General features: G+C 46.6%; 24 protein-coding genes and 1 pseudogene. 13 read left to right on the top strand and 12 right to left on the bottom strand.

Going from position 1 to position 24,744, the window contains the following annotated elements; genetic code table 11:
• Positions 1-9: 9 nt before the first annotated feature.
• Together nuoD and ACM64D_RS03415 are read right to left on the bottom strand one after the other, a co-directional pair.
• Entirely contained in the window at positions 10-1,692 is a 1,683-nt protein-coding gene (gene nuoD, locus ACM64D_RS03420) for an NADH dehydrogenase (quinone) subunit D (RefSeq protein ID WP_415061789.1), read from the bottom strand.
• Positions 1,679-2,173 (bottom strand): NADH-quinone oxidoreductase subunit B, encoded by a 495-nt coding sequence (locus ACM64D_RS03415; RefSeq protein WP_415061888.1) that lies wholly within the window; start codon positions 2,171-2,173, stop codon positions 1,679-1,681. Before ACM64D_RS03415 ends, nuoD begins: the two co-directional genes overlap by 14 nt.
• Before the next feature lie 325 nt (positions 2,174-2,498).
• Here ACM64D_RS03415 and ACM64D_RS03410 point away from each other — a divergent pair, with 325 nt between their 5' ends.
• The 7 genes from ACM64D_RS03410 to nrdD all read left to right on the top strand — a co-directional run bounded on the left by ACM64D_RS03410 (position 2,499) and on the right by nrdD (position 9,522).
• Positions 2,499-3,917, top strand: a complete 1,419-nt coding sequence (locus ACM64D_RS03410) for a S8 family peptidase (protein ID WP_415061788.1) — start codon at positions 2,499-2,501, stop codon at positions 3,915-3,917.
• 78 nt (positions 3,918-3,995) lie between these two features.
• On the top strand, positions 3,996-4,601 hold the full coding sequence (locus ACM64D_RS03405) for a YceI family protein (protein ID WP_415061787.1): 606 nt from the start codon (positions 3,996-3,998) through the stop codon (positions 4,599-4,601).
• Positions 4,602-4,636: 35 nt separating this feature from the next.
• Positions 4,637-5,491, top strand: coding sequence for a DUF692 domain-containing protein (locus tag ACM64D_RS03400; protein WP_415061786.1), 855 nt, complete (start codon positions 4,637-4,639; stop codon positions 5,489-5,491).
• The gene (locus ACM64D_RS03395; protein ID WP_415061785.1) at positions 5,460-6,233 is read left to right on the top strand and encodes a putative DNA-binding domain-containing protein; all 774 of its coding nucleotides are present in this window, start codon (positions 5,460-5,462) and stop codon (positions 6,231-6,233) included. The genes ACM64D_RS03400 and ACM64D_RS03395 overlap by 32 nt, the downstream gene beginning before the upstream one ends.
• Positions 6,234-6,409: 176 nt before the next feature.
• Positions 6,410-7,063 carry a Crp/Fnr family transcriptional regulator gene (locus ACM64D_RS03390; protein WP_415061784.1) on the top strand — a complete coding sequence of 218 codons (654 nt, stop codon included), beginning with the start codon at positions 6,410-6,412 and terminating at the stop codon, positions 7,061-7,063.
• A 76-nt stretch (positions 7,064-7,139) separates the two neighbouring features.
• Positions 7,140-7,592 (top strand): anaerobic ribonucleoside-triphosphate reductase activating protein, encoded by a 453-nt coding sequence (gene nrdG / locus ACM64D_RS03385; RefSeq protein ID WP_415061783.1) that lies wholly within the window; start codon positions 7,140-7,142, stop codon positions 7,590-7,592.
• Positions 7,593-7,617: 25 nt separating this feature from the next.
• Positions 7,618-9,522 carry an anaerobic ribonucleoside-triphosphate reductase gene (gene nrdD, locus ACM64D_RS03380; protein WP_415061782.1) on the top strand — a complete coding sequence of 635 codons (1,905 nt, stop codon included), beginning with the start codon at positions 7,618-7,620 and terminating at the stop codon, positions 9,520-9,522.
• On the opposite strand, the pseudogene ACM64D_RS03375 reads toward nrdD, so the two are convergent.
• A pseudogene (locus tag ACM64D_RS03375) lies at positions 9,461-10,507 on the bottom strand (NnrS family protein); the annotation flags it as partial. The gene nrdD and the pseudogene ACM64D_RS03375 sit on opposite strands and share 62 nt — an antisense overlap.
• Positions 10,508-10,678: 171 nt before the next feature.
• On the opposite strand from ACM64D_RS03375, the gene ACM64D_RS03370 reads away from it, so the two are divergent.
• Both ACM64D_RS03370 and ACM64D_RS03365 read left to right on the top strand, forming a co-directional pair.
• Positions 10,679-11,416, top strand: a complete 738-nt coding sequence (locus ACM64D_RS03370; RefSeq protein ID WP_415061781.1) for a Crp/Fnr family transcriptional regulator — start codon at positions 10,679-10,681, stop codon at positions 11,414-11,416.
• A complete protein-coding gene (locus ACM64D_RS03365; protein ID WP_415061780.1) occupies positions 11,355-11,870 on the top strand; it encodes a hypothetical protein in 516 nt (171 codons plus the stop codon). The genes ACM64D_RS03370 and ACM64D_RS03365 overlap by 62 nt, the downstream gene beginning before the upstream one ends.
• On the opposite strand, the gene ACM64D_RS03360 is transcribed toward ACM64D_RS03365, so the two are convergent.
• The 8 genes from ACM64D_RS03360 to ACM64D_RS03325 all read right to left on the bottom strand — a co-directional run bounded on the left by ACM64D_RS03360 (position 11,867) and on the right by ACM64D_RS03325 (position 19,819).
• Positions 11,867-12,127 carry a DUF2249 domain-containing protein gene (locus ACM64D_RS03360; protein WP_415061779.1) on the bottom strand — a complete coding sequence of 87 codons (261 nt, stop codon included), beginning with the start codon at positions 12,125-12,127 and terminating at the stop codon, positions 11,867-11,869. The genes ACM64D_RS03365 and ACM64D_RS03360 overlap by 4 nt on opposite strands.
• A gap of 61 nt (positions 12,128-12,188) precedes the next feature.
• Complete coding sequence (locus tag ACM64D_RS03355) at positions 12,189-12,803, bottom strand: SCO family protein (RefSeq protein WP_415061778.1); 615 nt, start codon at positions 12,801-12,803, stop codon at positions 12,189-12,191.
• Positions 12,804-12,805: 2 nt separating this feature from the next.
• On the bottom strand, positions 12,806-13,570 hold the full coding sequence (locus ACM64D_RS03350; RefSeq protein ID WP_415061777.1) for a formylglycine-generating enzyme family protein: 765 nt from the start codon (positions 13,568-13,570) through the stop codon (positions 12,806-12,808).
• A gap of 9 nt (positions 13,571-13,579) precedes the next feature.
• The gene (nirK, locus tag ACM64D_RS03345) at positions 13,580-15,004 is read right to left on the bottom strand and encodes a copper-containing nitrite reductase (protein ID WP_415061776.1); all 1,425 of its coding nucleotides are present in this window, start codon (positions 15,002-15,004) and stop codon (positions 13,580-13,582) included.
• A gap of 141 nt (positions 15,005-15,145) precedes the next feature.
• Positions 15,146-15,901: a murein L,D-transpeptidase catalytic domain family protein gene (locus ACM64D_RS03340; protein ID WP_415061775.1), complete on the bottom strand. Its 756-nt coding sequence runs from the start codon at positions 15,899-15,901 to the stop codon at positions 15,146-15,148.
• A gap of 52 nt (positions 15,902-15,953) precedes the next feature.
• Positions 15,954-16,655: a hypothetical protein gene (locus ACM64D_RS03335; RefSeq protein ID WP_415061774.1), complete on the bottom strand. Its 702-nt coding sequence runs from the start codon at positions 16,653-16,655 to the stop codon at positions 15,954-15,956.
• Between the two features lie 225 nt (positions 16,656-16,880).
• A complete protein-coding gene (locus ACM64D_RS03330) occupies positions 16,881-19,667 on the bottom strand; it encodes a DUF1566 domain-containing protein (RefSeq protein WP_415061773.1) in 2,787 nt (928 codons plus the stop codon).
• On the bottom strand, positions 19,664-19,819 hold the full coding sequence (locus ACM64D_RS03325; protein WP_415061772.1) for a hypothetical protein: 156 nt from the start codon (positions 19,817-19,819) through the stop codon (positions 19,664-19,666). The genes ACM64D_RS03330 and ACM64D_RS03325 overlap by 4 nt, the downstream gene beginning before the upstream one ends.
• 682 nt (positions 19,820-20,501) lie before the next feature.
• Here ACM64D_RS03325 and ACM64D_RS03320 point away from each other — a divergent pair.
• Positions 20,502-21,512, top strand: coding sequence for an HNH endonuclease (locus tag ACM64D_RS03320; RefSeq protein ID WP_415061771.1), 1,011 nt, complete (start codon positions 20,502-20,504; stop codon positions 21,510-21,512).
• A gap of 126 nt (positions 21,513-21,638) precedes the next feature.
• On the opposite strand, the gene ACM64D_RS03315 is transcribed toward ACM64D_RS03320, so the two are convergent.
• Positions 21,639-22,373: a helix-turn-helix domain-containing protein gene (locus ACM64D_RS03315; protein WP_415061770.1), complete on the bottom strand. Its 735-nt coding sequence runs from the start codon at positions 22,371-22,373 to the stop codon at positions 21,639-21,641.
• A gap of 104 nt (positions 22,374-22,477) precedes the next feature.
• Between ACM64D_RS03315 and ACM64D_RS03310 the strand changes: the two genes are divergently transcribed.
• From ACM64D_RS03310 to ACM64D_RS03300, 3 genes are all read left to right on the top strand, one after another.
• Positions 22,478-22,618 (top strand): hypothetical protein, encoded by a 141-nt coding sequence (locus tag ACM64D_RS03310; RefSeq protein ID WP_415061769.1) that lies wholly within the window; start codon positions 22,478-22,480, stop codon positions 22,616-22,618.
• A gap of 16 nt (positions 22,619-22,634) precedes the next feature.
• Positions 22,635-24,392 carry an ABC transporter ATP-binding protein gene (locus tag ACM64D_RS03305; RefSeq protein WP_415061768.1) on the top strand — a complete coding sequence of 586 codons (1,758 nt, stop codon included), beginning with the start codon at positions 22,635-22,637 and terminating at the stop codon, positions 24,390-24,392.
• Positions 24,385-24,744, top strand: a 360-nt coding sequence (locus ACM64D_RS03300; protein ID WP_415061767.1) for an ABC transporter transmembrane domain-containing protein, incomplete at its 3' end; no start/stop codon positions are given. The genes ACM64D_RS03305 and ACM64D_RS03300, both read left to right, overlap by 8 nt.

Here is a 24,744-nt window from a genome sequence, read left to right as displayed (position 1 = left end):
ACTCGCCTTTTAGCGGTCCAGTTCCCCTGCAATCAAATTCATCGAAGCCACTGTCGCAATAGCGTCAGCCAGCTGAGCCCCCTTCACCACAGTCGGATAAGACTGATAAATGGCGAAACAAGGAGGACGAACTTTCAAACGATAAGGATTCGCAGAGCCATCACTGACAAGATAGAAGCCCAACTCTCCGTTCGCAGCTTCTGTCGCATCATAAACTTCACCCACAGGAGGACGAAGCCCCTTGATGATCAACATAAAGTGATTCATCAAACCTTCGATATTTCCATAAACATCTTTCTTCTCAGGAAGAACGATGCCTTTGTCGCGAATCGTGTAATCCCCGCCAGGCACGTTTTTGCAGACCTGTTCGATGATACGAACTGATTGGCGCATTTCTTCAAAGCGAACCAAATAGCGATCATAGATATCACCAGAGGTTCCTACGGGAACATCAAAGTCCAAAGCGTCGTAACCATAATAAGGTTGAGCTTTACGCAAATCCAAATTCACACCCGAAGCACGAAGAAGAGGACCTGTGTAACCCCACTGAATCGCATCTTGCGCCGAAACCGGACAGATGCCACGAGTACGTTGGATGAAGATCTTATTATCCACAACCATGCTGGCCATTTCGTCTGTCCCCTTGCGAATTTCTTTACAAAGAGCCAGAACCTCGTCAAACCAACCTTCAGGAGCATCTTGTGCCATACCACCCACGCGGGTCATCGACACCGTCAAACGGGCTCCACAAAGTTTTTCAAAAAGACCGTAAACTTGCTCACGCAAACCGAACATATAGAAGAAGCTTGTTAAAGCTCCCAAGTCCATCGCGCCCGTTCCGATTGCAATCGTGTGGTCGATGATACGAGAAAGCTCTGCCAAGATCACACGCATCGCTTGTGCTTTGGGAGGAATTTCAACACCCAAAAGTCTTTCCACTGTTTTACAGTACCCGATGTTGTTCATAGGGGCTGAACAGTAGTTCAAACGATCCGTGTAAGGAATCACCTGATTGTAGGGATGAGTTTCTGCCATTTTCTCGAAACAACGGTGCAGGTAACCAATTTCGTTGTTACAACGAACGATCGTCTCGCCGTCCATTTCCGCCATCACACGCAGAGTTCCGTGCATCGCTGTATGCGCAGGACCAATATTCAAAGGAACGTATTTATCGTTCAACACGTCGCCAGGAGATCCCGGTTCGTTGTTGAAGTGGATCGGCAAAGAAACCGTGCAGGCTTGCTGCAAGTTCGCATCGTAGTCTTTACGCAGCGGATGACCCACAAACTGATGGTGAGTCAAAATCTTGCGCAAATTCGGATGTCCTTCAAACTTGATACCGAACATGTCATAAGCTTCACGCTCAAACCAGTCCGCACCACGATAGGCAGGAATCACGGTCCCGATAGATTCGCCTTCTCCCACTTGAGCTTTCACGCGCAAACGAGAAGCGTCTTTCGATGAGAACAAATGGTAAAGCACATCAAAACGTTTTTCGCGACCCGGATAATCCGCACCGCAAACGTCCATCAGGAAATCAAACTGGCCACTGTCATGGAAAAACTGCAACAGCGCAGGCACGTCTTCTTTGGGAACCTCAAGAACGTCATCACCCACGGCATGAATGAATTTATAGTTCTCGATTTTAAATTTACCACTGAGGGATTGTTTTAGTTTCTCAAGCTTGTTCATAAGGGCTCTTCCAGTTGTCTTTCCAAGGGCGAGGTTGATGAGTTGCAATCATACGTTGCAAAGCCATGATACCATCCATCACCGCTTCAGGTGTCGGAGGGCATCCTGGAATGTAAACATCGACAGGGATCACTTTATCAACCCCTTGAAGCACGTGATAGGCACGATAGAAGCCGCCGGAGCTGGCGCAAGCACCCATCGCAATCACGTATTTTGGCTCCAGCATTTGCTGATAAATACGGGTAATAACCGGAGCCATTTTTTCAGTGATCGTTCCTGCCACAACAAGCAAGTCTGCCTGACGTGGAGAGAAACGCGCCACTTCCGCTCCGAAACGAGCCAAGTCATACTTGGGCCCCATCACTGACATGAATTCGATACCACAACAAGCGGTCCCATAAGGCATTGGCCACAATGAATTTTTTCGTCCCCACGCCACCAAAGCATCGAGCTTCGACGTGAACGCAACTTCTCGTGACATATCATCTATGGCTTGAGTTCCGCTGGCTCCTCCATGGGACACAGAACCCTGCACTTGATCTTTGTGCATAAATACACCTCTGCAATTTCATTTAGCTATCATTAAGTAGTTACTGAAATTCCGTAATCCTGACAACTAGATAAGTATTATAGAGGCCCCGTCCGATTTCTTCAACGCGCCCTTCCAAAAAAGGGCAATTGAAATTGATTCTCCTGTCGACTCACTTCTAAACTTAAATGTCTACTTAACATCAGTCGAGGAAGGTCACTGTCGTGTCGCGAGACACAAAAACAGGGCCAGAGGGACCTCGAGAAGGGGAAAACAAATGAGAAAAATGGCTTTGTACGTAAGTTCCGCCATTCTTGCGATCAGCTTAGGGGCGCAAGCAAATACCAAAAAGCAAGATTTGCTTATTAAATTAGCACCTGGCTTTATCGAATTCCAAATCCAAGGAGCAAAAGTAGAAAAACTCACCGACTCTTGGGTTCGAGTTCAAGCTCCCCGCCACCTGAGTCTGCAAAGTTTAGAGAAAAATCCAGCAGTTGAATATGTTCAACCCAACTACAAGATCTCCTTGATGGAGGACTACACAATTCAAGATCCTCTTCGCAAGGCTGCTCTTGCAAAAATGCTTGCAAGAAATCCTCAGCTTCGCGAATTGGCGAAAGCAGACAACCCCGCCATCCCTGACGCTCCGCAATCATCGACAGGCGCAGACCCCCTTTTCAATAAGCAGTGGGGCATGATCGACATTGGTGTCACTGACGCATGGAAGATCACCAAAGGAAATCCCGACATGGTCGTGGCCGTCATCGACACCGGTGTGGACTACACTCATGAAGATCTTCTGCCTAACCTATGGAGAAACTCTAAAGAGATTCCCAACAACGGGATCGACGATGACAACAATGGTTATGTCGATGACATGATTGGTTGGGACTTTGTTTCTAACGACAACAAACCGTTCGACCTTTCCGTGGACCCTATGGAGATTCTTTTTAAAGGCGGAAACCCTGGCCACGGAACTCACTGCGCAGGAAACGTCGCAGCCCGCGGCGACAACAACAAAGGGATCGCCGGTGTGGCTCCTAATGTAAAGATCATGTCTTTGCGTTTTATCTCTGAAAAAGGCCAAGGCACCACGGCCGATGCCATTAAGGCGATCAAATACGCCGTAGACAATGGAGCTAAAGTCATGAGCAACTCTTGGGGCTCTGAAGGCGAAGAAGCGGGCTCACCTGAAAACCAAGCTCTTCGCGACGCCGTTCAGTACGCACAAGATAAAGGTGTTCTCTTTATCGCGGCGGCGGGGAATGGACATAAAGGCGTTGGTTATGACAACGACACAGATAAAGCACCGGCATACCCGGCTTCCTATGACCACGACATTATTGTTTCTGTCGCGGCGTTGGATGTGAACAACAACTTGGGTTCTTTCTCGAACTGGGGCGCTAGAACCGTGGATATTGGAGCCCCTGGCGTGAAGGTTTTCTCAACGGTCGTAGAGCAAGGTTACACAGACACTGTGATCGATAAGTTTGGCTTCAAAGCCACTTGGGATGGAACGTCTATGGCCACCCCTCACGTTGCTGGAGCCGCCGCTTTGTACTGGTCTGCTCATCCTGAAAAAACTTGGCAAGATGTGAAAGCGGCCATTCTGGGTTCGGCTAAAAAGATCAACTCTTTGGCGAACAAATCTGTGTCAGGCGGCAAGCTGGACGTTAAAGCTCTTATGACCTACTAAACTTTCACTAACTTAATTTGTAAAAGTTAAGTTCTTCAAAAAAAGTAGAACGTGCAAACCTACCGAAAGGATTTAAGTATGCGCGCTCTACTTTTTGCTTTTTTAGCCACTTCCTTTTTCACGCCCCCTCTTCTGGCCGCGAAATTCGAACTTGATAAAGCCCATACAAATGTAAGCTTCGTCGCCCCCCATCTGATGGTCTCCAAAGTTAAAGGTCGTTTCGACAAATTTGCCGGCACTTTCGATTTTGATGAAAAAGACCTGAAGCTTGAAAATGTCATGGTCACGATCCAGACTGACTCCTTAAATACCAATGAAAAAGATCGCGACAAACACCTGCGCAGTCCTGACTTCTTTGACGTCGTCAAGTTCCCCGAAATGAAATTCAAAAGCACCAAAGTCGAATATGACAATGGAAAGCCCGATAAGGTTCATGGAGAACTCACCATCCGTGGCATCACCAAGCCTGTTATTCTGAATGTCGGCTACAACGGCGCCATCACCGATGCGATGGGGAATCGAGTGGTGGCCTTCGAAGCAGAGACCAAGGTCAATCGCAAGGATTTTGGCCTGAACTGGAATAAGGCTTTGGATAAAGGAGGCTTCGTGGTGGGGGATGACATCAAAATTCAAATCGAGGGCGAAGCGAAAATGCCCACTCCCGCAACCCCAAAAAAGAATTAAGTCTTGCGCCCCCTTTGCAACATCGAGGATTAAAAATGCGTGCATCATCTTTAAGTCACAAAGTCGGGGTGGGACTTCGCCCTCCCCACTATCCTTATCTGGAACAACGACCTTCCACGGAGGTGGCTTGGTTTGAAGCCCTCACTGAAAACTATCTGAACTCTCAAGGGCGCCCCCTCGAGATGCTGCAGTTCATTCGCCAAGACTATCCCGTGGCCTTGCATGGGGTCTCTATGAACATCGGGTCCCCGGAGGGGCTTCGTTTGGACTATATGCAAAAGCTTCGCGATCTCATTGATCGCGTCGAACCCTTTATTGTTTCCGATCATCTTTGCTGGACAGGAACTGCCGAGTTCAATCTGCATGACCTTTTACCATTGCCCTTTACCGAGGACAGCATTGAGACCCTGGTTCACAATATCGACTTCGCTCAAAATTTTTTACGACGCCCGTTGGTGCTGGAAAATATTTCGACCTATCTCAGCTATCGAAGCAATGAAATGAACGAGTGGGACTTTATCAGTGAGGTTAGTCGACGCACAGGTTGTCATATCCTTCTGGATCTTAACAATGTCTACGTGAATTCTTCAAACCACGGTTTTGATCCTCACTATTTCCTCAATCACATTCCCATGGAGCGGGTCGCGCAAGTTCACATGGCAGGACCGACAGATTATGGTGACTTCCTCTTTGACACTCATTCTGCAGAGGTGCCCGAACCTGTCTGGCAGCTATTTAAGCTGATCGCCCCTAAAGTCCGCCATCTTCCAATCTTAATTGAAAGAGATGTCGAAATCCCCGAGTTCCACGAGTTGGAAGCGGAAGTCATGAAGGCTGTGTCTATCTTGGAGAGTTCTTATGAAGCTGAACGAAGCGCAGAGTCTGTTTAAAAAAAATCTTTTGTCGGCGCAAGCCGACCCCAAAGCCGTCGAATCCTTGAAACCCATTGGCAAACTGTCTTTAGAGCAGGCGTTTGAGGTGTACCACCGAGGCTATTTCGCTCGACTGACCGAGGCCCTCAGCAAAACCTTCCGTGCCGTCCGCTGGGTCTTGGGGGAAGAACTTTTTCGCCATGTCGCCCGCAGATATATCGAAGCCCAGCCATCGATATCCTATGATCTTTCAGACTACGGGGAGACCTTCCCCGAATTTCTAAAAAGTTCCCAATCCACCCGAGGCATTGTTTTTCTTTACGATTTAGCTCGCTTTGAGTGGACGTTTAAGAATATGTACCATGCGGCCTCCTCCGAACCCCTGCCGGTAGAGCGTATTCGCGAACTTTTACACTCTGAAGATTTCAAAATCCAGTTCATCGAGGCCTTTGAGATCTTTGAAAGTCCTTATGCGATTTTCGATCTCTGGAGCCATCGCAAAGAGCCGCCCTATCAATTTGAAGACATCAACTGGAATCATCCGGAGTGCCTTATGATCTATAAGAAACAAAAAAAGGTCTACGTTCAGCGCCTTGATGCCATCGAAGCGCAAATCCTCACTGAACTCAAAGAGGGCAGTGCCGTGGCCTCTGCGCTGGCTGATTTTTCAAGTTTGCTCACCCCCGACAAAATTGCTCAGCTTTTTCAAATGATGATGAGAGCAGGAATCATCGAGGATATCCTTGTTCTTGAAAATTAAACGAGGGAGCTTCAAACTCCCTCCAGGGCCTAAGGCCTAGCCCAGACGATTTTCACCTCAATGCCTCTATCTGAGGCATTTTATTTGGTTTTCACTAACCTAGCTAATACCAAAAAACTTGCCCTCCCGATAAAAACAGAGCAAAAGAGTGTTACAATGTTCGCATGGGAGTTCATATGAAACAGCGTCCTACGGATAACTGCCCCATCTGCTCGACTCAGGAAGAGAAAATCACTGAGAAAATCATTCCTCTTATTCAAAGGAAGAGGTATCCCAAGAACACATTGATCTTTGAGCAAGAAGACAGCTCTCAGGGATTCTATTTAATTCACAAAGGAACCGTGCGAATCTCCAAGATCTCTCCGGCAGGGAAAGAGATGCTTATTGAAATTCTCGGCCCCGGAAAAACCTTTGGGGAAGCGGGCCTTTTAGGACAAGAAAAAAACGCTGACTCGGCAGCGACTTCCGAAGAGTCCGAGATCTATTATATTCCCAAACAAGACTTCCAACAGATTCTGGCGCAAAACCCAGAGCTGTATCAATCCGTCGTCCAATCACTGATTCGCTGGATGGATAAACTGCACTTGGTCATCGAGAACATCAGTCTGTCCTCAGCTAAAGATCGCGTGTGGTCTTATCTGTGTCGCCTGCAGCAAGAGCAAAACAGACCCTTGATCCACCTTAACGGCAAAAAGCACGAGGTGGCGATGATGCTGGGCCTTCGTCCAGAGACCTTTTCCAGAACGCTTTCTGATTTAGAAGCGGAGGGTCTTATTAAAATGAACCACAAACAAATACAGATCGTGAATCGGGACCAAAACACAATATAGAGTGATCCAGATCAGTTTTTCCCACAATATCTAGTGATCACCCCTGAAATGCCGCTATCGTTAATGTCATCGGGTGATGACAATGAATATTTACAACTACGATATCGTCTTCCAAGAAGTCCCCAACCACATAGCTCTGGCATTCTATGTCTGTGGCTGCCCGTTGAAATGCCCGGGCTGTCACTCCACAGAGTTATGGACAGAAAAGTCAGGGTCTCCCCTGACCCACGACCTCTTCCAGTATCTTTTGACACGATACAAAAATAAAGTGGACTGCGTCCTCTTCCTGGGAGGCGAGTGGCACCAAGAGGAGCTTCTTGCGTTTCTCAACGAAGCCCGTCGTCAGGAGTTCAAAACCGCTCTTTACACCGGGCGCGAGGATGTTTGTGCAGAACTGAAATCCTCTCTCGATTTTTTAAAGACCGGCCCCTGGAGAGTCGAACTGGGAGGACTGTCCTCGCCCACGACCAATCAAATCTTTCGGGATCTCACGAACAACACAATTTTAAATCATCTTTTTCAACCATGAGCGAAACACAACAAAAGGAGCAGCTATGATTCGTTTGAGTCCGGATCAGATTAAAAACAAAATTGATTTCATCAATAATTACCTCAAGGCGCAAAATGCGGCAGAAGGCTCTCGTCTGGATGCCAATGCCAACGTCACACATAAAAACATTGCGACCCTGGAAGCGGAAATCAATAAAGACATTAATATTCAAATCAATCGGACTCTCGTGTCGAATAAGATTGAATCCCTTTTTGGCGCAGACCTGGCCAAAGAATACATCCGTCAAATCGAATCTCATGAAATCTATGTTCATGATGAAACCTCTTTAAAGCCGTATTGCGCTTCGATTTCCATGTATCCACTTTTATTGGAAGGTCTTAAAGGACTTGGTGGCGAATCCCGCCCGCCCCAACACCTTGAAAGCTTCTGTGGTTGTTTCGTCAATCTGGTTTTCGCCATTTCAGCTCAGTTCGCCGGAGCTGTCGCGACAGTGGAATGGCTGATGTACTTCGATCACTTCGCAAGAAAAGATTATGGTATCGACTACCTTAAAACCCATCCTGAAGTCGTCAACAACCACCTTCAGCATGTGGTCTATGCCCTGAATCAGCCCGCCGCCGCTCGTGGCTATCAATCTGTGTTCTGGAACATTTCTGCCTACGACGAATATTACTTTAAATCTCTTTTCGGTGATTTCGTCTTCCCCACCGGCGAACGCCCCGTTTGGGAAAGTGTAAAGGCTTTGCAAGATCACTTCATGACTTGGTTCAATGACGAAAGAAAAAAGGCCATCCTGACCTTCCCGGTTGTGACCGCCGCCATGTTAGTGGAAAACAACGAACCTAAAGATAAGAATTTTGCGATGATGTGCGCGAAAGAACTAAGTGAAGGCAATAGCTTTTTCATGTACATGAGTGAGTCCGCCGACAGCCTGGCAAGCTGCTGTCGCCTGCGCAATGAGATCTCTGACAACACCTTCAGCTACTCTTTGGGTGCGGGAGGTGTCGCCACAGGTTCGATCAATGTCATCACCATCAATATGAATCGTTTGGTGCAAAAAGGCCTTGATCTTAAAGAGACCGTCAACAAAGTGCAGAAGTATCAAGTCGCTTATCGCACATTGATGGAAGAGTACTTTAAGGCGGGCATGCTGAGCGCTTATTCTTCCGGGTTTATCTCACTTAACAAACAATTCCTCACTATCGGAATAAACGGCATGACGGAAGCTGCGGAATCTCAAGGCATTCGCGTTCAAAACGACGCCAATTACAAAGAGTTCGTTCGCGAAAAACTGAAGGTGATCTTTGATGAAAACCGCAAAGCTCGTGAACTTTATGGTTATATGTTTAACACGGAATTTGTTCCGGCGGAAAACCTCGGTGTGAAAAACGCGCTTTGGGACCGCAAAGACGGACTCAAGGTTCCTCGCGATTGTTACAATTCCTACTTCTATATCGTGGAAGATGATTCCGTGAATGCTCTGGATAAAATGGATCTTCACGGTAAAGAGATGATGCAATATCTGGATGGAGGATCGGCATTGCACCTGAACCTGGAAGAGCGCCTTAGCGCCGAGGGTTTCTACAAACTTATCAAGGCGGCGGCCCGTTCAGGATGCAATTACTGGTGTGTGAATGTAAAAATCACGATCTGCAACGAGTGTGATCACATCGACAAAAGAACGCTTTATCAATGCGCCAAATGCGCCAGCGAAAATGTCGACCACGCCACGCGCGTGATTGGATACCTAAAAAGAGTTTCCGCCTTCAGCGCGGCTCGCCAGAAGGAAGCCGCCGAACGGTTCTATCACTCTACTCAGGCTTCACACGCACAATCTTCGGAAGGAAGAAGTAACCCCAAACCAACAAGCCCAGTATCCACGTATAGGCTGCATACAGCAGATGAGACTGGTAAATATGAGGAGCAAACCCCGCCGACAAACGTGTGAATCCGGCTAAAGACATCAGAAGAGCTCCAAGGAAAAGCCCCTTGGAGTTCTTCTCCCACTCCATATTGTGACGACCGTGAGAAAGACTGACTCGAGTCGCAATCATAAAGGTCAGCAGTCCCAAACCTGATACCAAAATCACGTGCAAAAGATGAACGCGATAATCAGGAAGAAAAACCGTTCCGATTTGCCCCAGCACTAAGCTCCATGCCGCCCCCCACAGCCACCAACTTTGAAAAGCCCGACGTTGTGGCAACTTATGAATCTTCCAGAAATACACAACGATAAAAATCTCTAACAACGCCCGCAAAGCCTGGGAGATCGTAAAGAAATGCAACACTTCCAAAATGAAGCTGACCACAAAAAGCACCCCCAGCGTTGCAAAAAGAGGCACACGAGATTTTATCTTCTTTCCATCTGTCGGCATTGGCGTCCACCCCAACAGCGCAGGCACCAGGCGACTTCCCACCCCTAAAACCAAACAAAGAACGTAGGTTTGTAAAAAGAAAATGCGACCTAAATTATAAAGCTCCAAGGGCAGTTTAAACACTTCCGAAAAGGTCAGAATCAAACTGCCAATAAGTCCCGTCGCCATACCAAAACCCACCAGTAGAAAGGCATCGGGTGGATTGCTTTTCCTGTTCACAAAACGGCGGAACAAATAGGTTGTCAGAAAAATGAAAATCGCCGTCACCACGAGAAAGAAATAGATCTTCTTTTGCGGAAGCAAACTCAAGAAAAGCGCCCCAATGAGGGCAAAAGAAAGAGCTTGATCTGTCTTCGTCGGCCCGAAACTACTGGTAAACTTTGGAGCCGCCGTCATCAAGAAGCCACAGACAAAACAAAGAAAGAAGCCCCCCGTCATAATTTCGGGATGATGTAAGCCCGGATAAGAGACTAAATTCCAAGGAAAAAGAATCCACAAAAGAACTCCCCAAACCCCCAAAGCCCATCCTGCTGGGAAAAAATATCTGTAGCCATCCATCTGCGTTGTGCTCATATCAACCTCATCTCGCGTCCAACTCCCCCGCCGAGCCTCAAACTAAAACATTCTCACCAGCGTCGTCGTTGATCAGAGTCAAGAAAATGAAAGAAAAACTTGATCTAGATCATAGAATATCCCCCTCCGGTTTGCGATTCTAAATGTGAGGTTCCTATGCTATCTGATGTGACACGTAAGTTGAAAAGTCTTGATGTATTTAACGCCCTTTCAGACCGAGATCTGAAAGAGATTTCGCCTCATTTCGAAATTATTCACCTCAGACACCGGGAAGTTCTTTTTGTCGAAGACGCCCCTATTCAGGACCTCTATTTGGTCCTCTATGGTTCGTTTAAAATTCAAAAAAAGGTCAGTAACTCCACCCCCGTGATCTTCAACTTTTTAGGACGGGGCGAGTTCTTAGGCATTGCCATGGCGGACATCGCTCAACCACGATACCCCGCCACGGCCATCGCCAATGAAGATAGCGCCATTCTGCGCTTTTCGCGGGACTTCTTTTTGAGTATCCTGGTTCAAGTTCACGGCGTTCGCGAGGTGGTCAAAAGACAGGTCAGCGAACGCTTCTTAGAGCTGCAAAATGATCGCTGCATGGAAAAGGGCCGCATGCCCCAAAGAATTGCAGACCTTTTATTGCGACTCTGGGAACGACAAGGAGAAAGTAGCGGCTCGCAAATCGTCATCCCCATCACCCGCAAAGACATTGCCCAACGGCTTGGCACTCACACCGAAACTGTGATTCGAGTTCTCAGCGCCTGGGGCAAAAAGGGATGGATTCAAACGACGGACCGACGCATCGATCTTCTTGATATTCAAAAACTACAGGAGATTCGCCATGAAAGAAGTTCTGAACAATCTCAGAGAGCAGCACCAGAAGATTCTGATGATGTTGGATAGACCTGAACAGGTCGAAGAACTGATTCACTTTGTTGAAGAAGTCCATCATCCCTTAGAGGAAATAGAACTTTTCCCATTTATGAAAGACAAACCCTGTCTTTCACAAGGGGGCCCTCGCTGTTCTTTGTATATGGGAATGCGTCTAGGGCTTGATCCTCTGCAAAGAGTGAGAGGGCATCTGGAAGACTTCTATCGTAAAACGTCTTTCCGCCCGCCCCACTATCCACTCCCAGAATGGCTGACGGCGCAAAATCCTTTGAGCATTCCTTATGAGGAACATGTCATCGGCGCCGAGCTTGCGAAAAGCCTTTTGTTCCTGTCTAAACCAGAGAACTCAAGCCTTCGCGCTGAATTTTTTGAAAAATTCTATGATGACTACTGCCGTTTGCTCAGAATGCATATCGATAAAGAGGACAACTGCCTCTTTATCATATGCGAACGGGCCTTGGCTTAATCTGCACAGAAGCCGCAGCAACCTTCTTTTTTCTTTTTGGTGATTTTCAATCTCCAGGTCTGCGGTCCTTGCTCAAGATACTCGTGAACAAACTGCCCGGCTTTTCTATCGTCAAACTGTCTTAAAAGAGGAATTGGATCGTGAGTGTTGACGATGATCAGACTTTCTCCGCCTTCTAAATTATCAAAGCTTTGAAAAATAAATGCATGCCTTTCAGGGGCAGGAATCTGTTGGGCCTCAATGACAAAATCAGCCATAGCGAATCTCCTTTTCTGTCCTTAGACTAGGAGATCCACCGCCAGCTGACATTGATCGAGGTCAATTATTAATTAATTTCGCCAGATCTTTAGGATTTTTATCTGCTCCGATTTGTTGCCCGACAATAACGCCTTCAGAGTCTAAAACAGTGATGATAAAGGAGTGATCGTAATCACCACCTTCGATCTTTTTATATTTAACTCCTAAAAGATTGGCGATTTCCCGAGGGGCCTTGTCTGAAGAGGACGTAAACAAAGTCCATTTTGAACTCAGTTTTCTTTTTTCTGCATATTTCTTCAAAACGCTGGGCGTATCCACGGTGGGATCAAAACTGACTAAGACAAATCGAACATTCTTTTTCTTCTGCAACTCCAGCTCTTTTTCAAGTTGCTGCATTTGCGCGATGATCAACGGACAGGCATAGGCGCAACTCGTATAGGCCATGGAGATAACGACCGGCTGTCCTCGCAAGGAATCAAAGGACACCTTCTTGCCATCCACGTCCAACAAATCTGTTTTTAGATTGTAAAGTGACTCGTCCCCGGTCGGCGTTGCGGCCGGAGCCTCTTTGTGATCTTTATGATCTTTACCATGATGTTCATGGTCTGCCGCCGACGCGGTCATCACCAAGAACGGCACACACAACATCAGTAGCGAGCTTTTTTTAAGCCCCATATTTACTCCTTATTTTTCACACAGCGAAATCCTAGATTTCGAACTGTGTACTTCGCCTGCAAACTGCTGCGAAAAGCGTAACGCATAAAAGCGGCATAATCGGCGGGATCTGCGGCACTCGCGGCCCCCCCGCCACAAAACAAATTCCGATCCAAAGCCACATCAGATCGAGACTCTCCGGTCACCATGGATGAGTTGAAGTCTTCAACCCACTCCCAAATCAGGCCGTGCATATCATAAACATCGAGAATATTCGGAGTTCTTTTCATCACCGCTGGCAAGGGCCATTCAGCACCTTGACCATACCACTCAAGTATAAGGGACTTCAATTCGCGCTTATCTTTGAACGCCATTTGCCCGGCGTACTCCCACTCATCGATCGTCGCCAAACGTTTGCCCAAGCTATCGCAATAGGCGCGGGCGGCATACCAACTCACTCGCACCACGGGCGAGGAGGCCATTTCAGGACCGCCAAAATCCAAGTCGCCTTTCCAATATTCAAGATAGTTTCCATCCACGAATATTTTTTTGGCCTTAGACTTTCGCCATTCAGGGTGAGCCGTCACGAATTTAAGATACTGAGTGTTTGTAACTGGATGTTTATCAATGAAGAATTCAGAAACCTTTCGTGGAGTTTTGTCCAGAAAGGCTGGCATTTGAAAAGAGCCGGCCGGAACCAAAACCATATCCTGGGCCCGGCAAGGCACTACATGAAACACCCCAAAAAGCACTATGCCAAAAATCACGATGCCTTTGAGGTGCTTCATAAAAATATCCTATTTCACTTTTCCTGAAGCGCGAACCGCTTTCACTTCCTCAGGAGTTACGATTTTCTTAGAGTTGCCCCATGCACTATACACGTATGTAAGAACATTGGCAGCTTCTTCGTCTGACAAGACCTGAGCTGGCATGATGGAGTCATAGTCCTTGCCATTCACTTTGATCTTACCTTCCAAACCGTGAATCACGGCAGAAATCGCTTTATTTTTATTGTTGTTCAAATAGTCTGATTTAGCCAACGGAGGGAATGCACCGTTCAAGCCTTGACCATTTGTCTGGTGGCACGCAAAGCATGAAGTCTCGTAGATTCTTTGACCGCGAGCGATCTTCTCTTCCGTAGTTTTTGCTGGAGCGATAGTTGGAGCCTTCTCGCCCATTTCCTGAATCACACCCCCCTCAGGCTGGTAGATACCGTCATGAGTTTTTCCAGAGTAAACTTCTTTATTGGCCTCACCCTCAACTTTGATCATACCCAACGCCCCTTTATTGAAGGCGCGGAAGATAGAGTGATCCACCATGATAAAGGTTCCTGTTGTCTGCAATTTGAAGTCAACAATCGCTGAACCACCGGCAGGAACAAGAGTCGTCTGCACGTGTTCATTCACCAGTTTACCGCCTTCGACATAAACTTTATCGAAGATCTCACCGATCACGTGGAAAGAAGACACGAGGTTCGGTCCACCGTTACCAACGTAAAGACGAACTGTTTCACCGACTTTAGCTTTAACAGCTTTGTCTCCGACCAAAGCACCAACACTGCCGTTGAACACGACATAGTCAGGATTTTCTTCAACAGCTTTTGTCATGCTGAAAGGTTGCAAACCGGGAGCACCATATTTTCCTTTTGTATAGAACTCACTTTGCATCACGTAGTATTCACGGTCGACTTTGGGCAAACCATCTTTAGGCTCCACCAAGATCAAACCATACATACCATTGGCAATGTGCATCCCTACAGGCGCTGTTGCACAGTGATAGACGTAAAGACCTGGATTCAAAGCTTTGAAATTGAATGTTGAGCTGTGACCAGGCGCAGTGAACGATCCCTCAGCACCACCACCTTGTCCAGTGACGGCATGCAAGTCGATGTTGTGAGGCAACTTGCTTGAAGGATGGTTATGAAGATGGAACTCAACATGGTCTCCTTCGCGAATACGGATGAATTTACCAGGAACTTTTCCACCAAATGTCCAGAACGTGTAGTCTACGCCATCAGCAAGGCGGAGTTTTACCTCTTTAGTCTCGAGGTTCACGATAACCTTGGTTGGATATTTACGCGTGATGGGTGGTGGAACTTCAGGGGCGTCAGTTAAAACCGCCACCTCTTCGCCTTTGATCTTCTCTTCGGCGTGGGCTCCCGCCGCAAAAGTTAAGCAGGCTGCTAATAGTGCAAATGACCTAAGGACCGTTAAATGTCTCATCTTTTAGTCTCCTTGATGACATACTCTAGATGTTTTATAGTTCATAAGGCTCCCATCGAACATGACGTGGATCAACTTTTTTGTGGTCCCATACAAATCATCCCCCTAGGTAGTACATACCTAGGTCTGGGAGCTCCGACTTTAGTCTATACCGCCGCCTTCACCGGGTGTTCTTCCGGTATTTACTCCCGGCGGCAAAATCTCATTACCAATCAGGGATTGTTCCAAAGGGTAACGCCGCGAGTAGCCGATCAGATCTTTATGATACGAAAAGAGAATGCTGCCATTCTGAAGAAGACTGACAAGATAGTTCAGATGCTCCAACCCCACGGCAAAACACCCCTCACTCCATCCCAGTCGCCCGTTCTTTGCGATGAATTCATCGCTCACATACTTCGCTCCATGCATCACGATATTGCGATAGCGAGAATTGCTGTTAGAACGATCGATCCCATCAAGATAAAGTGACAATCCATTCTTCTCACTCACATAGGTGCCTTTGGCATAATAAAAACCCAAAGAACTTTTCCAGGAATCGGGAATGTTGGAAAAACTGCGCGTCTCCAGAACTCCAGAGCGAATTCCATGGGCGACATAAAACCTTTGCACGACTCCGGTGCGCAAGTTGAGAAGATAAAGTCGCTTTTCTTTGGAGGGCCGAGAGTAATCCACTAAGACCGCGTAGTCTGTATTGGGAATCCTCCCCTCATTGTAATCAAACATGCGAAAAATCAGATCCAAAGGTTCACGGGCAACGCCTTGTTCTAGCAGCACATCAAAAAGGTAACGGCCGCTACTGATCCTGCGATTGAACATCGAATCCGCAAACGCCGGGGAGTCGACGAAGAAAAGTATCAAAAATAAAAATGTCGTTGAAAGCCGCAAAAGAAAAATCATGTTCTCACTGTCTTAGCAAGAACAGTCATCAGCAAATTAAGTTTAAGAAAGGTCAGGGCCAGGGAATATGTGGAACGTCCTGACAGACAATCGGCAAAGCTTCCGCTTGAAGAGGAGCGGCGTAGAAATCTATTTGAGCAGACTCATCCAACAACAAGATGTGGGATCTCAAAACCATTCTCGACAAAGACAACGGAGAAAATTTGTTTTTTTGTTGCGCCATTTGCTCATACCTCGGAGCCAAAGCTGCAATTCGGCGAATCGATTCCAGAATGTGTTTGACCATGCAATTGTATCTGGGGTTTTTATCCAGCTCACGAATTTGCGCGTCTGCATAGAGGGCGAGATCCCCATGCGCTTTGGCTTTATAGAGATTCAGCAAATCTCTTTTCAGCTTCACAACATCCGGAGCGTGAAAATTATCAAGAGACTCTGCGCCTTCTGTATTGAAAGCCTTAAAAGCCGGAACCTCTGACATATCGACAAAGTCTGCACACAAAATCGGTATGCCGGCGCGATGGTAGGGCGCCGCCCACAGGTCCGCCAAAGGAGCGACGAGGGAAAGCTTCTGCTCCATCCAGATCAACTTCTTTGAAACAATCCGACTTTGCCCTTGAGATAAACTTTCGTAAACGGGGGCCCGTTTTTTATTCAGCTCCATCGCTTCGTAAATATGCTGAGCCAAACAGCCCGCTTGGGATTTGACCGCCACAACCGAAATAAAAATAGAAAGGGCCCATCTCAGAAAAGACATAACCCGTTATATCATGCCCTCGGGACCTTTGGCCGTTACAGAGGGGGCTTAGAAAAAAAGAGAGGGGTGTTTAAAGATTTGACGGAGGGAGCCGGCGGGTGAGGAATGAACTTATCATCGCGGGAAAAAATCTTTTACCGCTGCTACTGACATCTTTAGCTGGTACTGTAAACTCTTTTCCTCTTAAAAAGAGTCAAAGGGTCCTTTCGATGCCACATTGTAACATCAAAATCTCCGCACACACCGAACCAAGTAATTGTTGCCCTTGCCGTCGACACTCTGGTTGCCGTCAGAAAACCGCTGCACCCACGAATAAATGCTGTCAGCCTCCGTGGACGACCAGTACCAAACACCAACATCCAAACCTGGGATTGATCCCTTATTCGTGTACATTAAATTCAGCTCATAACGATTCGGTAAATGCCAATCACTGTAACCACCATAGACTAACCTATCACAGTATCTCGCGGCCGCGTGGTAACCACCTTGCCCGGACGATGTGATCGCCACTATATTTGTGGTATTAGTAGCTCCATAGTTTTGATCCGTGTTCGAAGCTCCATAGCCAGTTCCCATTGTCGATGTCCAATTTGGTAGCGACGGGATATCGTAAAAGTTACCCGTTCCATCGTTCCAATATTTGCCCAAGCCATCCGCACCAGAACAAGTCGGAGTAAAGTCAGAGTTAGGCCAAGCAGTCGATCCCGAACCGCCACCAATCTGTCCCGCCGGGATCTCGCCACATCCTCCTGGAGTTGTCATATATTTATCCGTACCGCTTCCACTTGTTGCCCCGGGACTTAAACTTCCCAGGAAGATTGCCCCTCCGGTACAAACTGTCCCTGGGGTCGGCGATCCCAAACATGGATCATTGATACTTGTCCAATTCACCGCTGTCGTTGATGTGCCTAAGTTCCCTAAGGCATCCACCGCCCTGACTAAAACACTATATTGAGTATTGGTCGCAAGAGTCAGTGAGCCCACATCACTGCCACTGGTGTGATTCGTCCAAGCTCTTATCACACTGCTATCTGAGGTTTTGATGATCTGCACCTGATGATTCGCGACCGTACTTCCGCCGATATCACTGGCGGCTGTGTAAGTAATGGTAGGCGAATTTGTTAAGTTGTTCGGGACCGATCCCAGAGTCACGCCTGTGGGCGCGGTCGGGCCGGTATTATCCACATTATAACTTGTTGATGGCCCTACTGCGGGAGCATCTTCACCCGTTGTTGATTTGGCGGTGTTTGCCGCCACAGAGATATTCACTGTGCCCGTACCAGTACAACCATTGACCGTTACGGTTCGAGTCCCACCAGTGCCAGCGATTGAAGTAACAGAGCATCCGACCGTTGCGGTGCCACCTAATGTGATATTACCACTTGCAAGGCTGATCGTGCTGACATCTGTACCTCCATATATAACATCGAAAGCCACAGGACCTGATTTGACCAATGAACTACTCGGCGCGCCGATGGAAAGGTTGGCAAGAACCCCCGTTGAAATATTCGTCCAACTTGTGCCGTTGCAATACTCCATTTTTTTACTTGTCGAATTATATTTTAAGGACCCTTCGGTGGTGCCATTGCAAGTGGCACTTGAGTTGGCAACTTTAATGCGATCAAAACTTCCTTCACCTGACGACGAAAGACTCGCTGATGAAATCGTCCCCGATACCGTGAGACTTCCTTGCAGAATCACATTATCAATAAAGGTTTTTACGCCTTTAAAGCTTTGTGCAATGATATTCACAATTCCAACAGTCGTCTCACTCGCCACAGGCAAGGCACCGCTCCCAACAGTTCCTGTGATTTTACTGCCCGACACGGTATCTATCTTTGCATCTGTGACCGCAGCGTTAGCAATTTTAGATGTCGTCACCGAGCTATCAATGGGCATTCTCGCGTCCACAAGTCTTGAGTCATCACCTTTGACCACTTGAGTAGTTCCCGCATCTCCTGTAACTGGCACATCGTAAAGCGCAGCACTTTTTGCGTTACCAATATCACTCACTTGAAGTTGTCTGAATAAGGGAGTCCCATCTGTGGCATTAGGTGCCGCGAACACTTGTTTTTGGGTTTGAGACTTAAAACTGGAGCTTATGGACCCATCCGCCGTTAAAGGACTTCCTGTGACTTGAAATACATCTGAAGGCAGACTTAGACCCACACTTGCTAAACCTCCACCGCCTGAGCCTCCACCTGCAGTCTCCCAACTTACATTGCTTCCATCCGTTTTTAGGTACTTTCCACTTTGGCCTATTTGCGATGGAAGTAACGTATTGATACCTCCAGTAATATTGGCAGCCGTCGTAGCTGTTGCCGCGTTCCCCGTGACATTCACGGATAAACTGTCTCCGCCCGTATTCGTTCGTGTTAATAACCCATCCAATTTTGTACTATTCAATATCGAATCTAACTTCGTGAATCTTTCAAAGATGCTTTCAACATTGTCTTTAGTGACGCCTTTGGCGTTATTGATGTTCACAAAATCTGATTCCGTTTTACTATTCAGCATCTCGGAATTCACAGCAAACGCCACCGCCCGCATATTAAAGTCGCTCACGACTTCATCACCTTGAATATTTAAACGAACCCGCAAAACACGGCGATCCAAATTTGACGGGATGTACGTCTGATTGCTGGCGATGATATTATTGTTGATATCAACACATTTTAACCCGGTTCTTTGCTTACTATTATCCATCACCTCAGTGATAGATAGAACTGGAGAAGGATTTTTCCCCGTCGGAGTCGTAGAACTTAAATCACCGATAACCAAATTCAAATATCCGTTGGAAACATTTTTACCGGAGTGTTCTTCTTCTCTTAAAATACAGTTCGTCACGGGGTCTAAAATCTGAAGAGTGACCGTCAACCCACTCGCACTCGGATAAGTACCATCCGGTTTTTTGATCACCGCCTGAAAGTTGATGCCTTTATGTTGCGCCACCGCAAAACCCGGCAATGAAAACATGAGTGGCGCAAGTATATATGCGAATAGCCTACTCATAAAAGATCCTTCAAACTGGCATTGATTGCCATTGAGTAGAAAACATCATAAAAAATCGAGCTGCCAAAGCCCTGGGTTGCAAGAAGCCCCATCAACTCATTCATTGGAATATCGTTAGATGTTGTGATGTCTTGATTTTCGATATTACCCAATCTCTAATCCCCATATCGGCTAGAAAAACCCCAAAGAGTCCCCTGGGTCTTCTCGACACTTCTCTGTAGTGTTTAAATAGATTGCCTACAATATCTCTCACAGAAAGCTCGTAGCCGCACAATGGCGACTCTCGACAATAGTCCTAGATACATTTCTGTTCTATAACTTCATAAAAACAATCGACGACGATGATGAAATTAGAGCTGCCGAAATTTAAGAGCTCAGCTTTCCCAGCATATATCCCTTCCATGATAAGACAGTACTACGCTCGATTAACATGAGGGGAAGGTCCGCATGTGTCTACGTAGCGAGGGCGCCTTGCGTTGTTGGTGAGGTGGTGCAAGGAGCTGGGGGAGCTTCCCCGCGCACATATAACATGAAGTGGGAGATTTGCTAAAATGTTTGCAGCCATGAATGATAGGTCTGTGTCGCATAAATATAATTGTAATGAAGATTTTTCTTGCGGGTACTTTTTGGGATTCAAATTTTGCCGAGGTTGAAAGATTCTTTCGCAGACGCGTGGGGCCTCTTTGTGTAAATTCAAATCGCCTCATGGCTCGATAAGGTGCCTTTAAAGACAAATCTCACTCCTATCTTTCAATACCCGACCTATTGAAAAAGCCTCGAAAATCAAACCCAAAATGTCGTGATATATCTTGCTTTCAAGCAAAGGAGAGCACGATGAATTTCACGCAAATTTCTAATAATGAATTGATCTTCAGAATGGAAAAACTGGTGCGCTCTGAACGAAAGATCACGCACCTAGTTTTACTTCATATCGCAGAAATAGAAGAACGAAAGCTTTTTGTGGAAATGGGGTATGATGGCATGTATGCCTATTTGACTCGGGGGCTGGGGTATTCTGAAGGCAGTGCTTATCGTCGTTTGCAGTCGGCGCGATTATTAAAACAAATTCCCTCAGTGGCCCAAAAGATTGAAGAGGGGCATTTAAATCTTACGCAACTAACTCAAGTCCAAAAGTGCCTTAAGGAAAGTGCGAAGGCTGGCGAAAACATTTCTACCGAAAGAACTTTGGACGTTTTAAACAAGTTAGAAAATAAAAACTCCTGGGAGACGCAAAAGACCTTGGCTCTTGAAATGGATTTGCCTGTTGTGGTTCATGAAAAGATCCAGCCTCAAAAGGAGGGCTCTGTTCGCTTGGAGGTTACGCTCACGCAGGAACAATTTTCGGAACTAGAAACAGCGAAAAATCTTTTATCGCATATTTGCCCAGATGGAAGTTGGTCCGAGGTGATTACTGCTTTGGCTAAAAAGTTTAATTACAAAAAACTCCAGAACTCGACTCACTCCGCCACCGCTACGAAGCCAAAAGACATTAACTCAAGTTTAGATTCAAATTCAGGATTACTAACGTCTTTATCCACATCAGTTCCAAAGGGAAGTGTTACTTCTCTGCTGCTGGTATCTCCACAGAAAACGCCTCGCAAGTATATTCCCATTCACTACAAGCGCTTTTTATTGAAGAAAGCCGATCATCATTGCGAATACAAAAATCCCAAAACAGGGCAGCGATGCACATCTCAATATCAACTCGAAATCGACCACCGCCATCCCTTGGGTCTTGGCGGAAGTAATGATCTCTCCAATCTCCGAATATTATGTCGAGCCCACAATGTCCTCGTCGCGAAACACGCGGGGCTCAAACAAAAAAAATGCCACGATGACTTCTGAAAAATTTAAATTAAGAAATCCAACTAATATTAAAAAATAAAAGAAGACAACAAATGCAATTTTAAAAAATAGTCAAAAGTAATAGTCGCGACGCCTAGCTTCCCCTGAGGCCCGCGCTTCCCCCCCCTACTCTTTCTTTTTAATCGCTCCCATATAGGAATACTGCCAAGGACGGAACGCCAACAAAAGCCCCGTATCCACAACCGAAACATTGTGTTCGGACTCAAAACGCGCTTCTTCTTGCATCTCGATTAAGATGCGCTCGAGCTTCGTTTTGTATTTTGCCAAAGACGGAGGGCTTATTTTCAATAACGAAAAACGAATGTAGTCTTCGGTGCGAAAATCGTAATTCAAATAGCTGGATTTGGTCTGCTCAAACAAGGCTTTTCCCACCGGGCCATCACGATGAAAACGCAAAAAGCCCTGACGTTTGAATTTCACTTTGTCTCGGGGATGCAACTCAATGAGGTTCAGGCGATCCAACTGGAAAAGATATTTTTTCGATTCAGAACTGGTGATCTGATATTCCCGTTCAATTTTTTGCGGGGTCTTCCCTTCCTGCAACATCATGTAGTAATGCAACAAGCGGGCATTTTCGGCCAACGCCTTTTCCTGCTCATCAGTCAAAGTCACAACCTGACTTGCTTCTTCTAAATTCGCGGACTTCACCACCTCTGAAAAACTGAGGTCGGCCACGCGACAAATTTCTTCCAAGCGCTCCAGACTGAGGCTTTTATTGGAAAGGATTCTTTTTACGCTGGATTCACTCAAACCCAAAGCCTTGGCGAGATCCCGATATAGAATATTCTTCGCTTTTAAAGATCTTTTCAAAGAATTCAAGAACTGGTCAATTTGTGACATCTCAGCCTCCAAAACCAGAGTATTACAAGATGATACTCTTTGCAAGGGTATTGAATTATAGCACTGATCGGCCGATTCTAAATTTGACGAACGAAGGAGGACCTATGAGAATTTTGAAGTTCATCTTAAACCGTTTTCTACAAAGAAGACCCTTCTTTTATGGCTGGGAACAAAAGGCCTTTGAACGACGCCTGGAGCAAAACTATCGCCGAGTCCAAAACACTTGCCGACTCGGGAAGGATTAACTAGAGTCTTCCCAGAATGCAAAGTCCCTCAGACAACTCACTTCTATTAAAACGTCCGCTTTGGTACTACATTAAAAATAATCCCCGAGCCTTCAGCTTGGGGATGCTTTTTTTAGTGGTGACCAATGCTCTTGATGGCATCTATCCGCTGATTATGAAAACAGCGATTGATCAAATTGAAAAGCAGTCTCCCCTCGATGAGATTGGCAAAACATGCTTGCTCTTTTTAGCCATCATGTCGGGCCTCGCCATCACTCGCTATGGGTGGCGCACTCATTTTGGAAGATTCCACACCTTTGCCGCCGAACACATTCGTCAGAAGTTGTTTCACAAAATCACTTCTTTGGGACCCAATTTTTTTCATAAAAATCAGGTCGGCGAGCTGATGAGCCTTCTCACCAACGACGTGCAATCCTTTCGACAAGCTATCGGCCCGGGGCTTTTGATTCTGGCCGATGGGGTTATCATTATTGCCGTAGTCCTTCCCATCATGATTACGATGAACTGGGAATGGACTTGGAAAACTTTGATCTTCCTTCCTCTGGTTCCTTTTCTGATCTGGAGGGTGATGCGCCTGATTCATGCCAACTACAAAGCCCAACAAGATCGCTTCTCAGAGTTGACGGGAGTCGCTCAGGAAACAGTGGGCGGCATTCGTGTTATTAAAAGTTTCGCCCAAGAAGACAACCGCACTCGCCTTTTTAATGGCGTCAGTTCGGCTTTTGAAAACGCGTGCAATAAGGTCGCCCGCATTGATGCCCTTTTTATGCCCGTGATGGAGTTTGGCGTGACCTCAGGAAGCGTGATACTCCTCTTTATTGCCAAAGACGACGTCTATTCAGGCGCCGTCACCATCGGCACCTTTGTGGCCTTCCATCGCTACATTCAGAAGATGGTTTGGCCGATGACCGCACTGGGTATGGGGTTTTCTTACTTCCAAAAAGGTTATGCTTCTTTTGATCGCATCAAAGAAGTTCTCAACACCGAAACCGACATCCCGGATAACGGCACCTATGTGATTGAGAAATTTGAAAGTCTTGAATTTAAGAATGTGTCTTACAAACACAAGGGCAGTTCTGTCTATGTACTCAAGGATATCTCCTTTTCCCTGAAAGCCGGCGAGAGTTTAGGAATCATGGGACCTGTGGGTGCCGGCAAAACGACTTTGCTGCATCTCCTTTCTCGAATGTACCCTCTCGAAGAAGGGCAAATCCTGATCAATGGGATTCCTCTTGAAGACATCCAACAAGAGTCTCTTCGCAAAACGTTCCTTTTGGTTCCCCAAGAGGCCTTTTTGTTCAGCGAAAGCATCTCTGATAATGTCAGTTTTGGTCTGCGCGAAAAAGCTTCGGAAGAAGAAATTCTGCGTATGACGGAGATCGTGGATCTCAGCAAAGAAATCGACTCTTTACCCCATAAATACGATTCTCAATTAGGAGAAAGAGGCGTCAATCTTTCCGGTGGGCAAAAGCAGCGCCTGACAATTGCGCGCGGCCTGATCATGAAAACTCCGGTCCTTGTCTTGGATGACTCCCTCAGCGCCGTGGATACGAAAACAGAAAAAGCCATTGAAGAAGAATTGGCGAAAAGCCATTCGACCATGAGTCGCATTATTGTCGCCCACCGTCTTTCATCCCTGAAGGGCGTCGACAAACTCTTAATTCTTAAAGAGGGTCACGTCGAAGCCTGGGGGCCCTACGCGGAGGTCTTGAAGGTCAGCCCGACGTTCCAAAAAATCGTGCAAATCCAAGGTCAGGGGGATCACCGTGAGTGAAAACTTCATGCATGAAGATTTGGTGAAGACCAAAATCACCTATCCGATTTTATTCAAAAGACTTTGGCCCTATGCTCGCAAAGAAAAGGTCCTTTTATTTTCGGCCATCTTTGCTGTCGCTGGCGGTGCAATTGCCGCGCGTCTGATTCCCGCTTTGATCGGTTATGCCATTGATCACGGCGTGAAAGAAAAAGACTATTCCATCTTCACGCAAGTGGCCTACGTCTATCTTGTTCTAGAGATCTTTAGATCCTGTTTTTCATTCGCCAATGTATATCTTTTCCAGATTTTCGGAAATAGAATGCTTTTTCATTTGCGCGAAGACCTGATGTCCCATGTGCAAAGACTGCCT

Origin of the sequence: Bdellovibrio sp., assembly GCF_047637665.1 — a bacterium.
Lineage (GTDB): Bacteria > Bdellovibrionota > Bdellovibrionia > Bdellovibrionales > Bdellovibrionaceae > Bdellovibrio.
The sequence above is the reverse complement of the archived record's forward strand: the minus strand, read 5'-3'. Positions and strand labels throughout refer to the sequence as shown.

Coding starts and splice junctions, on each gene's coding strand:
- nrdD (WP_415061782.1), top strand. CDS start 7,618: ATGATTCGTTTGAGTCCGGATCAGATTAAAAACAAAATTGATTTCATC.
- nrdG (WP_415061783.1), top strand. CDS start 7,140: ATGACAATGAATATTTACAACTACGATATCGTCTTCCAAGAAGTCCCC.
- ACM64D_RS03405 (WP_415061787.1), top strand. CDS start 3,996: ATGCGCGCTCTACTTTTTGCTTTTTTAGCCACTTCCTTTTTCACGCCC.
- ACM64D_RS03305 (WP_415061768.1), top strand. CDS start 22,635: ATGCAAAGTCCCTCAGACAACTCACTTCTATTAAAACGTCCGCTTTGG.
- ACM64D_RS03310 (WP_415061769.1), top strand. CDS start 22,478: ATGAGAATTTTGAAGTTCATCTTAAACCGTTTTCTACAAAGAAGACCC.
- ACM64D_RS03370 (WP_415061781.1), top strand. CDS start 10,679: ATGCTATCTGATGTGACACGTAAGTTGAAAAGTCTTGATGTATTTAAC.
- ACM64D_RS03340 (WP_415061775.1), bottom strand. CDS start 15,901: ATGATTTTTCTTTTGCGGCTTTCAACGACATTTTTATTTTTGATACTT.
- nirK (WP_415061776.1), bottom strand. CDS start 15,004: ATGAGACATTTAACGGTCCTTAGGTCATTTGCACTATTAGCAGCCTGC.
- ACM64D_RS03315 (WP_415061770.1), bottom strand. CDS start 22,373: ATGTCACAAATTGACCAGTTCTTGAATTCTTTGAAAAGATCTTTAAAA.
- ACM64D_RS03400 (WP_415061786.1), top strand. CDS start 4,637: ATGCGTGCATCATCTTTAAGTCACAAAGTCGGGGTGGGACTTCGCCCT.
- ACM64D_RS03415 (WP_415061888.1), bottom strand. CDS start 2,173: ATGTCACGAGAAGTTGCGTTCACGTCGAAGCTCGATGCTTTGGTGGCG.
- ACM64D_RS03365 (WP_415061780.1), top strand. CDS start 11,355: ATGAAAGAAGTTCTGAACAATCTCAGAGAGCAGCACCAGAAGATTCTG.
- ACM64D_RS03350 (WP_415061777.1), bottom strand. CDS start 13,570: ATGAAGCACCTCAAAGGCATCGTGATTTTTGGCATAGTGCTTTTTGGG.
- ACM64D_RS03360 (WP_415061779.1), bottom strand. CDS start 12,127: ATGGCTGATTTTGTCATTGAGGCCCAACAGATTCCTGCCCCTGAAAGG.
- nuoD (WP_415061789.1), bottom strand. CDS start 1,692: ATGAACAAGCTTGAGAAACTAAAACAATCCCTCAGTGGTAAATTTAAA.
- ACM64D_RS03410 (WP_415061788.1), top strand. CDS start 2,499: ATGAGAAAAATGGCTTTGTACGTAAGTTCCGCCATTCTTGCGATCAGC.
- ACM64D_RS03395 (WP_415061785.1), top strand. CDS start 5,460: ATGAAGCTGAACGAAGCGCAGAGTCTGTTTAAAAAAAATCTTTTGTCG.
- ACM64D_RS03355 (WP_415061778.1), bottom strand. CDS start 12,803: ATGGGGCTTAAAAAAAGCTCGCTACTGATGTTGTGTGTGCCGTTCTTG.
- ACM64D_RS03320 (WP_415061771.1), top strand. CDS start 20,502: ATGAATTTCACGCAAATTTCTAATAATGAATTGATCTTCAGAATGGAA.
- ACM64D_RS03330 (WP_415061773.1), bottom strand. CDS start 19,667: ATGAGTAGGCTATTCGCATATATACTTGCGCCACTCATGTTTTCATTG.
- ACM64D_RS03335 (WP_415061774.1), bottom strand. CDS start 16,655: ATGTCTTTTCTGAGATGGGCCCTTTCTATTTTTATTTCGGTTGTGGCG.
- ACM64D_RS03390 (WP_415061784.1), top strand. CDS start 6,410: ATGAAACAGCGTCCTACGGATAACTGCCCCATCTGCTCGACTCAGGAA.